The organism is Streptomyces sp. SAI-127 (assembly GCF_029894425.1).
Classification (GTDB): Bacteria; Actinomycetota; Actinomycetes; order Streptomycetales; family Streptomycetaceae; genus Streptomyces.
The window spans coordinates 2,724,272-2,737,009 of record NZ_JARXYJ010000001.1 but is presented as its reverse complement, the minus strand read 5'-3'; the positions used below and the strand labels follow the sequence as shown (position 1 = coordinate 2,737,009).

Genomic DNA, 12,738 nt, shown 5'->3' with positions numbered 1-12,738 from the left:
CTAAGGGCCGTGCCACACTGCACGACATGCGACGCCTGTTCCCTGTGACCGACGAGACAGCGATCCGGAGCCCGGAAGGGGCCGACCACGAGTGGGGCCTCGCCGAGCTGGCCGCCGCCTACGCGTATCCCGAGCTCGGGCCGGGCCCCGGGACCCCCGAGGTGTGGCTGCGCGCCAACATGGTGTCCACGATCGACGGGGCCGCCCAGCACGACGGCCGTTCGCAGCCCATCTCCACCGCGACCGACATGCGGATCTTCGGGACGCTGCGAGCACTGGCGGACGTGGTGATCGCCGGTGCGGAAACGGTCCGCCAGGAGGGGTACCGGCCCGCGCGCGTACGGGACGAGTTCGCGGAGCCGCGCGAGGCGGCCGGACAGGGCCCGGTCCCGGCGATCGCGGTGGTCACCGCGAGCCTGGACCTGGACTTCTCCCTGCCGCTGTACACCTCGCCCCTGGTGCCCACGCTGATCCTCACCGGCGCCGCGGCCGCCCCGGACCGGATCGCCGCGGCCGAGAAGGCGGGAGCGCGCGTGGTGATCGCCGGGGACGGCGTCGGCGTGGACCCCGCGCGGGCGGTACGGGCGCTCGCCGAGCTGGGACACACCCGGCTGCTGACCGAGGGCGGCCCCCGGCTGCTCGGCCAGCTGGTGGCCGCCGGAGTGCTCGACGAGCTCTGTCTGACCCTGTCCCCGATGCTCACCGCGGGAGACGCGCAGCGGATCGCCGGGGGGCCGTCGGTGGCGGTGCCGGCACGGTTCGCGCTGGACTCCCTGCTGGAGGAGGACGGATTCCTCTACAGCAGGTACCGCAGGGCCTGACCGCCCCGCTTTGCTTCCGGCGGGCACACTCAATCCGGCAGTACCGTGCGACCACGGGGCAGGATGGTTTCCGCAGAGCGTAGAGAAGGGGACGCCCGGTGTTCACAAGCGTTTTGATGATCGAGAAGGCCCTGACGTCCGCCGACGTGGAGTTCGTCACCACCTTGCACGGTGACGAGTCGGTCGCGTTCCACGTGCTGCTCCAGCCGCGGGGGGATCAGGCCGACCGCCTGCTGCGGGCCATCGACGACGTGGCGCTGGGCGAGCTGGACGAGGCCGTACGGGAGCGGGAGACCCCCGAGGGGCAGGCCGCGAAGCCCTTCGGGGAACGGGCGCTGGAGGTGTCTCTCCAGGCGCTGCGGGTTTCGGGGAGCCAGGCCGACGGACGGCTGATCGAGGACCATCCGCTGGACGCGCTCAGGGCGCTGGTGGAGGAGATCGGGGCCGACGAGGTGATCGTGCTGACCGATCCCCACTACGTGGAGGAGTTCTTCCACCGGGACTGGGCGTCGAGAGCGCGGCACAAGGTCGGCGTGCCGGTGCTGAAGCTGTTCTCGCACAGCAAGGACTAGGGGCCGGCCGCGGTCGCCACAGGCAATAAGCTGGGGCCTTCGCCGTAGCCGTATGCACAGGGAGACACCACATGGCCCCCGGCCTTCCTACCGCCATGGACCGACCGCACTTCATCGGGATCGGTGGGGCCGGGATGTCGGGGATCGCGAAGATCCTCGCGCAGCGAGGGGCGAAGGTGGCCGGCAGCGACGCCAAGGACTCCGCGACCGCCGAGGCACTGCGGGCGCTGGGCGCGACCGTGCACATCGGGCACGCGGCGGAGCACCTGGCCTCCGACGCCACCTGTGTGGTCGTGTCGTCGGCGATCCGGGCCGACAACCCGGAACTGGCGCGGGCGGCCGAGCTCGGCATCCCCGTGGTGCACCGGTCCGACGCCCTCGCCTCGCTGATGGACGGCCTGCGGCCGATCGCGGTCGCCGGTACCCACGGCAAGACCACGACCACGTCGATGCTGGCCGTCTCGCTGAGCGCACTGGGCCTGAAGCCGTCGTACGCGATCGGCGGCGACCTGGACGCCCCCGGCTCGAACGCCCTGCACGGCGAGGGCGAGATCTTCGTCGCCGAGGCGGACGAATCCGACCGCAGCTTCCACAAGTACGCCCCCGAGGTCGCGATCGTCCTCAACGTCGAGCTCGACCACCACGCCAACTACGCGTCGATGGACGAGATCTACGCCTCCTTCGAGACCTTCGTGGACCGCGTCACCGAGGGCGGCACGCTGGTGATCTCGGCGGACCACGAGGGCGCGCGGGAGCTGACCCGGCGCGTCACCGCGGGTGACGTGCGGGTGGTGACCTACGGCGACGCCGAGGACGCCGACGTGCGTGTGCTGTCGGTCGTCCCGCAGGGGCTGAAGAGCGAGGTCACCGTGGAGCTGGACGGCTCGCCGCTCACCTTCACCGTGTCCGTGCCCGGCCGCCACTACGCGCACAACGCGGTGGCCGCGCTGGCGGCGGGCGTCGCGCTGGGTGTCCCGGCCGCCGAGCTGGCTCCCGCCCTGGCCGCGTACACGGGCGTCAAGCGGCGCCTGCAGCTCAAGGGCGAGGCGGCCGGAGTGCAGGTCATCGACTCCTACGCCCACCACCCCACCGAGATGACGGCGGACCTGGAGGCCATGCGGGCGGCGGCCGGTGACGCCCGCATCCTGGTCGTCTTCCAGCCCCATCTGTTCTCGCGGACGCAGGAGCTCGGCAAGGAGATGGGCCAGGCGCTCGCGGCGGCGGACGGCTCGCTGGTCCTGGACATCTACCCGGCCCGCGAGGACCCGATCCCCGGAGTGACGAGCGAGCTGATCATCGACGCGGCGCGGGCCGCGGGCGCGGACGTGACGCCGGTCCACGACAAGGCGGACGTGGCGTCGGTGGTCGCGGGAATGGCGAAGGCCGGTGATCTCGTTCTCACCATGGGCGCGGGTGACGTGACGGACCTCGGCCCGCTGATCCTGGACCGTCTCGCGAAGTAAGGGGCTGAGCTTCATGTCGTACGACGTCGAAAAGCCGGACGAGCAGTGGCGTGCGGAGCTGACCCCGGCCGAGTACGCCGTACTCCGTCAGGCCGGGACGGAGCCGGCCTTCACCGGCGAGTACACCAACAGCAAGACCACGGGCGTGTACTCCTGTCGCGCCTGCGGGGCCGAGCTCTTCACCTCCACCACGAAGTTCGAGTCGCACTGCGGCTGGCCGTCCTTCTACGACCCGAAGGACACCGACGCGGTCGAACTGATCGCGGACCGCTCCCACGGCATGGTCCGTACCGAGGTCCGCTGCGCCCGCTGCGGCTCACATCTCGGACATGTGTTCGAGGGTGAGGGATATCCGACGCCCACCGACCAGCGGTACTGCATCAACAGCATCTCGCTGCGGTTGACGGCGGACGAGGGCTGACGGAGCGGTTCCGGTCACGTTTCCTCCGGACGCCGACCGATCAACTCCGGCCATGTGAGCCCTCTTTGTGATGCGGTGCCGGGCGCGCGGGCGGGATACGGTGCGGACTCGGTGATCCAGAAGGAGGCCCGATGCGCGTCGGGGGAGTGGCCGAGGTCCGGCCCGTGGCGGAGTTGCTGGTCGGGAACTCCTCGCGATACGGCGGGAAGCTCGCGTTCGCCGACGACCGCCGGTCGGTGAGCTGGGCCGAACTGGAGCTCCGCACAAGGCGGTTGGCGGGCGCGCTGGACGTCGGGCGCGGGGCCAGGGTGGCGTTCTGTCTCGACAACAGCGTGGAACTGGTCGAGGGGTTGCTCGCCACGGTCCGAGCCGCCGCCGTGGGTGTGCCGTTGAGCCCGCGCGGGACCCACGCCGAACTCGCGGCGCTGCTCGCCGACTGTGATCCGGAGGTACTGGTCGTCGACCGGCGCCAGTTGGCCCGGATCGCCAGCGTGGTCGGGGAGCGGTCGCCGCGACTGGTGGTGACCGGGGAGGGGCCGGTGCCGGACGGGGTCGTGCACTTCGACGACCTCGTGGCGGACCGCCGTTCACCCGAACCGCGCGACGATCTCGGACTGGACGAGCCCGCCTGGCTGCTCTACACCTCCGGAACCTCGGGCACTCCCAGGGCCGCCGTCGCCAGTCAGCGGTCCGCGCTCTGGTCGCCGGTCGCCTGCTACGTGCCCCGGCTGGGGCTGGCGGCGGACGACCGGCTGCTGTGGCCGCTGCCGCTCGCCCACACCTACGCCCACTCGCTCTGTGTGCTCGGTACGACCGTGGCGGGCGGCAGCGCGCGGATCACCGCGGTGCGTGAACCGGCCGCGCTGTTACGGCTCATCGACGAGTTCGCGCCGACGGTTCTGGGCGGAGTGCCCCTCACCTACCAGCAGTTGCTGGACGCCGGACTCGGCGAAGTGCCCTCGCTGCGGCTGTGCGTCACCGCCGGGGCGCCGAGCGAACCGGAGCTGCGGGAGCGGGTCGAGGGGCGGCTCGGGGCGCCCCTGCTCGACGGGTACGGCAGCACCGAGACCTGCGGCAAGATCGCGATGGAGTCGCCGGCGGGGCCGCGGGTACGGGGGAGCAGCGGGACGGTGCTGCCCGGCATGGAGGTGCGGCTCGCCGATCCCGGGACCGGGGAGGAGGCCGTCGGCGCCGAGGGCGAGATCTGGGTCCGCGGGCCCGGCGTGATGCTCGGCTACCACGACGGGGGCGCCGTGGCGGGGGAGGGCTGGTACCGCACCGGTGACCTGGGGCGTTTCGGTGAGCACGGAGCTCTGACCGTCACCGGACGCGTGAACGACCGGATCGTCCGCGGCGGCGAGAACGTCGACCCCGTCGAGGTCGAGCAGGTGCTGCGCGGACTGCCCGGGGTGCTGGACGCGGCCGTGGTGGCGCGGCCGCACCCGCTGCTCGGAGAGGTCCCGGTCGCGTTCGTCGTACCGGGGGAGCGGGGCCTCGACACGGGCGCCCTGCTGCGAGCCTGCGCCGAGGTGCTCTCCGCGCACAAGGTGCCCGACGACGTCCTGTTCACCCCGGCCATCCCGCGCACCGCGGCCGGCAAGCCACGGCGGGCCGTCCTCAGGGAGGGCCTCGCCGCACGCCCGGCCGAGGAGACCCTCGCGGGCCTCGCCGACCGCAACCCGGCGGAGCGGCGGGCGGCGCTGACCGAGCTGGTGTGCGCGGAGACGGCGGCGATCGGTGGGTCGGAGGCCGTCGGCGAGCCGGTCGCTTCCGACGGGCCGGTGACCGGTGGTGCGACCGCGCCCGCCCCGGCGGCCGGCGGCGGTGAGGCGCCCGTCACCGATGCGGCGGCGATCGACCCCCACACCGCCTTCGCCGACCTCGGTCTCACCTCCATGGGCGCGATGAACCTGTGGCACCGGCTCAGCCTGCGCACCGGACTACGGCTGCCCGCCACCCTGGTCTGGGACCATCCCACCCCCGCCGCGCTCGCCGCCCACCTGGACGAGCGCCTCCACGGCGGCTCCCGTGAGACGGCACAGCCGCGCCGCGGCCCCGCCGCGGAGCCGATCGCGATCGTGGCCGTCGGCTGCCGTTACCCGGGCGGGGTGCGCTCGCCCGAGGACCTCTGGCGGCTGGTGTCCGACGGTGTGGACGCCACCGGCGAGTTCCCGGCCGACCGGGGCTGGGACGTCGACGCCCTGTACCACCCCGACCCGGACCGGCTCGGGACGACGTACACCCGACGCGGCGGTTTCCTCACCGACGCGGCCGACTTCGACCCGCTGTTCTTCGGTATCTCGCCGCGCGAGGCCACCGCCACGGACCCGCAGCACCGGCTGCTGCTGGAGGTCGCCTGGGAGACGCTGGAGCGTGCGGGCATCCCCGCGCCCTCGCTGCGCGGCAGCGCCACCGGCGTCTACGTCGGTCTGATGCACGGCGGATACGGCGGCGGGGCGTCGCAGCACCCGCTGGAGGCGCACCTCGGTGCCGGTTCGGCGGGCAGCGTGGCCTCGGGACGGATCTCCTACGTGCTGGGCCTGCGCGGCCCGGCCCTGACCGTGGACACGGCCTGCTCGTCCTCCCTCGTCGCCATGGACCTGGCCGCCGCGGCGCTGCGCGCGGGCGAGTGCACCCTCGCGCTGGCCGGCGGGGTGACCGTCCTGGCCAGTCCCAAGCCGTTCGTGGTGTTCAGCCGGCAGCGCGGGCTGTCGGCGGACGGCCGCTGCCGGTCCTTCGCGGACGGCGCGGACGGCACCGCGTGGGCCGAGGGAGTCGGCCTGGTGCTGCTGGAGAAGCTGTCCGACGCCCGGCGCAACGGTCACCCGGTCCTGGCGGTGCTGCGGGGCTCCGCCGTCAACCAGGACGGCGCGTCCAACGGCCTCACCGCCCCGAACGGCGAGGCCCAACGGGAGCTGATCCGGCTGGCGTTGGCCGACGCCGGACTCCGCACGGCCGATGTCGACGTCGTCGAGGGCCACGGCACCGGGACCGCGCTCGGCGACCCCATCGAGGCGGGCGCCCTGCTGGCCACCTACGGCCGCGACCGCGACCCGGACGACCCGGTCTGGCTGGGCTCGGTCAAGTCGAACTTCGGTCACACCCAGGCCGCGGCCGGGGTGGCCGGCGTGATCAAGATGGTCGAGGCGATGCACCACGGCGAACTGCCCAGGTCGCTGTACGCGGAGCAGCCGTCGTCGCACGTCGACTGGTCCGACGGGGCGGTACGGCTGCTGGACCGGGCCAGGCCCTGGCCGCAGCGGGACCGGCCGCGCCGGGCGGCGGTCTCCTCCTTCGGGATCGGCGGGACCAACGCGCACGTGATCATCGAGGAGCCGGGGGAGGCCGCGGAGGAACCCCGGAACGTCCGCTCCGGCCCGCCCGCCACCGCCCCCTGGCTCGTCAGCGGCAGCGACGAGGCCGGGCTCCGGGCCCACGCAAGGGAGTTGACGACAGCTCTGGCCGACCTGGAAGGTGACGCGGCCGCCCTGGATGTCGCGTACTCGCTCGCCACCACCCGGACGCCGCTCCAGCGCCGCGCCGCCGTACTGGCCGCCGACGCGGGCGGACTCCTGGCCGGACTGAGGGAGTTGGCCGACGGATCCGACAGCCCCGCACTGCGCAAGGGCACCGCCCGCGGCACCTCCAAGGTGGCGCTGCTCTGCGCCGGCCAGGGCGCCCAGCGGACCGGCATGGGCCGGGAAACGGCCGCCGCCTTCCCCACGTTCGCCAAGGCCTTCACCGAACTGTGCGACGCCTTCACCCCGTTGCTCGACCTGCCCCTGCGCGAGGTGATCGACGACCCCGACAGCGACCTCCTGCACCGCACCGACTACGCCCAGCCCGCCCTGTTCGCCTACGAGGTCGCGCTGCACACCCTGCTCGCCGACTGCGGGGTACGGCCGGACTTCCTGGTCGGCCACTCGATCGGCGAACTGGCCGCCGCCCACATCGCGGGCGTCCTCTCACGCTCCGACGCGGTACGGCTGGTGGCCGCGCGGGGCCGGCTGATGGCCGCACTCCCCGCAGGCGGCGCGATGTTCGCCGTACGGGCTCCCCTGACGGACGTGGTGAAACAGCTCGACGAGGTGCCCGGCGCCCGGGTCGCCGTCGCGGCGGTCAACGGCCCCGAGTCCGTGGTGCTGTCCGGTGCCGAGGAGGAGGTGTCCGCGCTGGCGGCTCGACTCGGCGGTACGGCAACCAGGTTGAAGGTCAGCCACGCCTTCCACTCGCCGCTGCTCGACCCGATGCTGGAGGAGTTCCGGGAGGTCGCCGAGTCGGTCACCTACCACCGGCCGTCCCTGCCGGTGGTGTCGACGCTGACCGGCCGCCCGGAGCCGGACGCGATCCGGACCGCCGAGTACTGGGTACGGCAGGCACGCGAGACCGTGCGGTTCGCCGACGCGGTGCGGTGGCTGGCGCGGGCGGGGGTGACGGCGTACGTGGAGGCCGGACCGTCGGCGGCGCTGAGCGCGGCGGCCGAGGAGTGCGTCGAGCCGGGCTCCGGGGCCCTGTTCACGTCCGGCGCCGAGACGGCCGTAGCTCTGGCGGAGCTGCACGTCCACGGCGTGCCGGTGGACTGGCGGTCCGTCTACGCCGGGACCGGCGCCCGGCGGCGGCCGTTGCCGACGTACCCCTTCCAGCGGCAGCGGTTCTGGCTCGACGTGCGGGGCGACGACAGCGGTGACGACCGGAAGCTGGTCGGACCGGCGCAGCCGGACGCCGACGGGCCCCGGACCCGGTACAGCGGTGTGCTGTCCACCGCGCGGCAGCCCTGGCTCGCGGACCATGTGATCGGCGACCGGGTGCTGGTGCCCGCGACGGTCTTCGCCGAGCTGGCGTTCCGGGCGGCCGGGGAAAGCGCGGCGGAGGGCTCGCCACGGCTGTCCGAGCTGGTCCTCCACGAGCCGCTGGTGCTGCCCGCGTCGGAACAGGTGCGGATCCAGGTGGTCGCGGACACCCCGGATCAGGAGGGGAACCGCCCGATCACCGTGTGGGCACACACGGGCAGCACATGGACCCGCCATGCCGAAGCGTCGGTCGCCGCGGCCGGTACGCCACCCGCCGCTCAGGACACGCCCTGGCCGCCCGTCGGCGCCGAGGAGCTCGCCGTCGACTATGCGCGGCCCGCCGCGTACGGCCACCACTACGGCCGGGCCTTCCGCGCGGTCACCAGGCTCTGGCGGCGTGGCGCCGAGACGTTCGCGGAGCTGGAGCTTCAGCCGCAGGAGGCGGCGGAGGCCGGCTCGTACACCCTGCATCCCGCGCTGTTCGACGCGGCTCTGCACGCCGCGCTGCTGGCCGGGGGGCCGGGCGAGGCGCGGGTCCCGCTCGCCTGCACCGGAGTGAGCGTGCACGCGACGGGCGCCACCGCCGCGAGGGCGCGTCTGGAGCGGCTCGGACCCGACGAGGTACGGGTGACGCTGACCGGCGTGGACGGGCGGCCCCTGGCCACGGTCGAGTCGATGGTCACCCGGGCGGTGAAGGTCCGGCCCAGCGAGCTGTACAAGGTGGCCTGGCGGCCCGCCCCGGAAGCCGGAAACACCGACACCGAGCACGAACTGCTCGATGCGGCACACCTGTCGGCCGGGTCCCGCGCGGACACGCCGGGCCGGGCCCGGGACCTCGTCACGGCCGTCCTCGCCCGCGTACGCGACCGGGTCGCCGACCCCCGCCCGGGCCGTCTGCTGGTACTCACCCGCCACGCCACCGGGGACGACCCGGACCCGGCGCAGGCCGCGGTGGCCGGGTTCCTGCGCAGCGCCCAGTCCGAGCACCCCGGCCGGATCGTGCAGGTCGACCTCCGTGACGGCACCGCCACGCCCGCGGCGCTGGACGCGGCCCTGCGCACCGGTGAACCCCAACTCGCCCTGCACGACGGCACGGTCCTGGTGCCCAGGCTGGTCGCCACGGGCCCCGCGAGCGCCCCGCCACCCGCCCTCGACCCCGACGGCACCGTGCTGATCACCGGCGGCACGGGTGCGCTCGGCGCGAGCCTCGCCCGGTATCTCGTGGCCGAACACGGGGCACGGCACCTGCTGTTGGCGAGCCGCGGCGGCCGTACCCCGGACTGGGCGGCCGAACTGCCCGCGGACGTGCGGGTGGTGGCCTGTGACGCGAGCGACCGGGCGGCCGTCGACGCGCTGGTCGAGTCCTGCAGGCCGCCCCTGACCGGCGTGTTCCATCTGGCCGGAGTGGTGGCCGACGGTGTCGTGGACGGTATGACGCCCGAGCGGGTGGCCGAGGTGCTGGCGCCCAAGGCGGACGCCGCCTGGCATCTGCACGAGGCGACCGAGGACCTGGGACTGTCCGCGTTCGTGCTGTACTCCTCTGCCGCCGGTGTGCTGGGCCGGCCGGGACAGTCCAACTACGCGGCCGCCAACGGCTTCCTCGACGCGCTGGCCGAGTACCGGGCCGCCCGTGGGCTGCCCGCGCAGTCCCTCGCGTGGGGCCCTTGGACCACCGCGCACGGCGAGGGCATGGCGGGCCGGGTCGCCCCGAACCTGCCGGACGAGGGCGGGGTGCCGGCGGTCACCGAGCACGAGGGCGTCGAGCTGTTGGACTCCGCGCTGCGCACGGCGGAACCGGTGCTGGTGCCCGTCCCGTTCGCCCGCGCGACGGCGAGCGGCTCGACCCCGCCGCCGGTGCTCGCCGACCTGCTTCCGGCGCGCCCGGCACCGGTTGCCGTGGCACCCGTGGCCGGCCAGGCTCCCGGTGCCTGGCGCAAGAGGCTCGCGGCGACTCCCGAGGCCGACCGCGCCGGTGTGCTGGCGGGTCTGCTCCGCGCCGAACTGGCCGCGGTGCTCGGCTTCCCGGACGCGGACGCGTTCCCCGCCGACCGGGAGTTCGGGCAGCTCGGCTTCGACTCGCTGACGGCCCTTCAGTTCCGCAACCGGCTCAGCGCGTTCACGCGGGTGCGGCTGGCGCCCACGGTCGTCCTCGAGCATCCGACGCTGGAGGGGCTGTCGGCGCACATCCTCGACGCTTTGGCGGAGGCGGGTGCGTTGCCGGAATCAGCGGGGCCGGAGGAGCCGGAAGGCACCCCGGTGACGGAGACCGCGGTTCAAGTACCGCCGTCCGCCTACCGGTTCACCACCCTCTACCACCGTGTCCTGGGCGAGCAGGGTCCGCTGGAGGCGATGACCCTGCGGTACGTCGCCTCGTACGCCCTGCCGTCCTTCACCGCCACGGACCGCGCCCGGCATGCCGTCGAACCCCTCCGGCTCGCCCGCAGCGGCACCGGACGAAGGACCGCAGCGCTCGCCTACATCCCCGACTACCTCGCACCCTTCCAGCGCGTCCCGGCCGGACTGGCCCGGCAGTTCGCCGGGGAGCGGGACCTGTACCTGCTGGAGCACCCCGGATTCGGGGCCGACCGGGCGGTGCCGGACTCGATGGAGACGCTGGCGCGAGCGCACGCCGACGCGGTGCGGGAGATCGCCCGGGGCGGCCCCGTGGTCCTGGTCGGCTACTGCGCCGGCGGGGTGATCGCGCACGAGGTGGCACGCCGGCTGGCGACCGCCGGGGAGCCGCCGGCCGGTGTCGTCCTGATCGACTCCCACGCGGGTGTGCTCCAGCGCGGTGACGCGCGCGCACTCGCCCTGATGGCGGCCGGGGCCGCCCTGCCGGAGGACGTGGTCGCGGAGTTCGACGACTCGTTGCTGATCGCGGGCGGCGGCTATGCGCGCGTTCTCGAGGGATGGCACCCCGAGCCGGTCCCCGAGTCGTCCCCCGTGCCGACGCTGCTGCTGCGCGGCCGGCCGACCGCCGAGATGCGGACGATCGACCCCGAGGGGGACTGGCTGCCGCACTGGCCGCTGCCCCACGACACCGCGGACGTCCCCGGCGACCACTATTCCGTCGTCCACCAGGACGCCGACTCCACGGCCGCGGCGATCCGCGCCTGGCTGCCCGCGTAGGCCGACAACCCGCGTAACCCCCGACCGAGAACTGGAGTTCCCGATGGACCCCGAGTACGACCTGATCGTCGTCGGTGGCGGGCCGGCCGGCTCGACCGCCGCGGCCGCCGTCGCGATGCGCGGGCACCGGGTGCTGCTGCTGGAGCGGGAGACGTTCCCGAGGTACCAGATCGGCGAGTCGCTGCTGCCGGCGACCGTGCACGGCCTGTGCGGCATCCTCGGTGTCGCCGAGGAGGTCGCCGAGGCCGGGTTCACCCTCAAGCGCGGCGGCACACTGCGCTGGGGGCGCGACCCGAAGCCGTGGCAGTTCTCCTTCTCCATGACGCCCCGGCTGCCCGAACCCACGGCGACCGCCTTCCAGGTGGAGCGCTCCCGGTTCGACGAGATCCTGCTGCGCAACGCCGCCCGCGTCGGCGCCGAGGTGCGGGAGGGCAGCACAGTGCGCCGGATCGTCGCCGACGACGAGCGGGTGCGCGGAGTCGAGTACACCGACGCTGACGGCAACGCCCGTACCGCGTACGGCCGTTACGTCATCGACGCGTCCGGCAGCACCAGCCGGGTGCACTCCGGGGTGGGCGGGACGCGGGTGTACTCGGACTTCTTCCGCAATCTCGCCGTGTTCGGGTACCTCGCGGGCGGACGGCGGCTCCCCGAGCCGAACAGGGGCAACATCTTCTGTGCCGCGTTCGACGCCGGCTGGCTCTGGTACATCCCGCTGCGCGACGACCTGACCAGCGTCGGCGCCGTGATCTCGCCCGAGCACACCGCCGCCGTCCAGCGGGATCCGCGGGCCGCCTGGCGGGACATGATCCGGGCCTGCCCGGAGGTCGCCGAGCTGCTCGACGGGGTGCCGGCCGCGACCGAGCCGCCGTACGACCGGGTGCGGGTGCGCAAGGACTGGTCGTACTGGAAGACGTCCTTCTCGACGCCCGGCATGGCGCTCGTCGGTGACGCCGCCTGCTTCGTGGACCCGGTGCTGTCGTCCGGCGTCCATCTGGCCACCTACGGCGCCCTGTTGGCGGCCCGCGCGGTCAACTCGGCACTCGACGGCAGTGTGCCCGAGGAGCGCGGCTTCGCCGAGTTCGAGGCGCGCTACCGGCGTGAGTACGGGGTGTTCTACGAGTTCCTCATCGCCTTCTACGACATGGAGCGCAACGACGAGTCCTACTTCTGGTCCGCGAAGAAGGTCACGAAGGTCGACAGCACCGAGGTGGCCGCCTTCGCCGAACTGGCGGGTGGACTGGTCTCGGGTGACTCGGCGGTGCTGGGCCCGGAGCGGCTCGGGGACCACTGGAGTGCCGCGGCGGCCGAACTGGAAGGCGCGGTGGGCCGGTTGGCGACCACCGACGACCGGGTGAACCCGCTGCTGTCCACGCGGGTCGTCGGCGAGACCTTCCGGACCGGCAACGATCTCCAGGAGCAGGCGCTCTACGGCGGACCCCTGGACGACACCGGTCCGGCGGGCACAGGTCACCTCGTCGCCTCCGCGGACGGGCTGGGCTGGGACCCGGCTTGAGGAACGGCCGCCCCGCGCGGCGATGA

The 12,738-nt window shown here is 73.9% G+C and carries 6 protein-coding genes; all 6 read left to right on the top strand.

Annotated elements, in window-relative coordinates; all coding sequences use genetic code 11:
- Positions 1-26 precede the first annotated feature (26 nt).
- The 6 genes from M2157_RS12585 (at position 27) to M2157_RS12560 (ending at position 12,712) form a co-directional block, all read left to right on the top strand.
- Complete coding sequence (locus tag M2157_RS12585; protein WP_280861912.1) at positions 27-821, top strand: pyrimidine reductase family protein; 795 nt, start codon at positions 27-29, stop codon at positions 819-821.
- A 98-nt stretch (positions 822-919) separates the two neighbouring features.
- Complete coding sequence (locus M2157_RS12580; protein WP_280861911.1) at positions 920-1,393, top strand: indole-3-glycerol phosphate synthase; 474 nt, start codon at positions 920-922, stop codon at positions 1,391-1,393.
- A 71-nt stretch (positions 1,394-1,464) separates the two neighbouring features.
- Positions 1,465-2,856: a UDP-N-acetylmuramate--L-alanine ligase gene (gene murC, locus M2157_RS12575; RefSeq protein WP_280861910.1), complete on the top strand. Its 1,392-nt coding sequence runs from the start codon at positions 1,465-1,467 to the stop codon at positions 2,854-2,856.
- Between the two features lie 13 nt (positions 2,857-2,869).
- The gene (gene msrB, locus M2157_RS12570) at positions 2,870-3,277 is read left to right on the top strand and encodes a peptide-methionine (R)-S-oxide reductase MsrB (RefSeq protein ID WP_057611153.1); all 408 of its coding nucleotides are present in this window, start codon (positions 2,870-2,872) and stop codon (positions 3,275-3,277) included.
- Between the two features lie 131 nt (positions 3,278-3,408).
- A complete protein-coding gene (locus M2157_RS12565) occupies positions 3,409-11,196 on the top strand; it encodes a type I polyketide synthase (protein ID WP_280865284.1) in 7,788 nt (2,595 codons plus the stop codon).
- A gap of 43 nt (positions 11,197-11,239) precedes the next feature.
- Complete coding sequence (locus M2157_RS12560) at positions 11,240-12,712, top strand: tryptophan 7-halogenase (RefSeq protein WP_280861908.1); 1,473 nt, start codon at positions 11,240-11,242, stop codon at positions 12,710-12,712.
- The last annotated feature ends 26 nt before the right edge of the window (positions 12,713-12,738 follow it).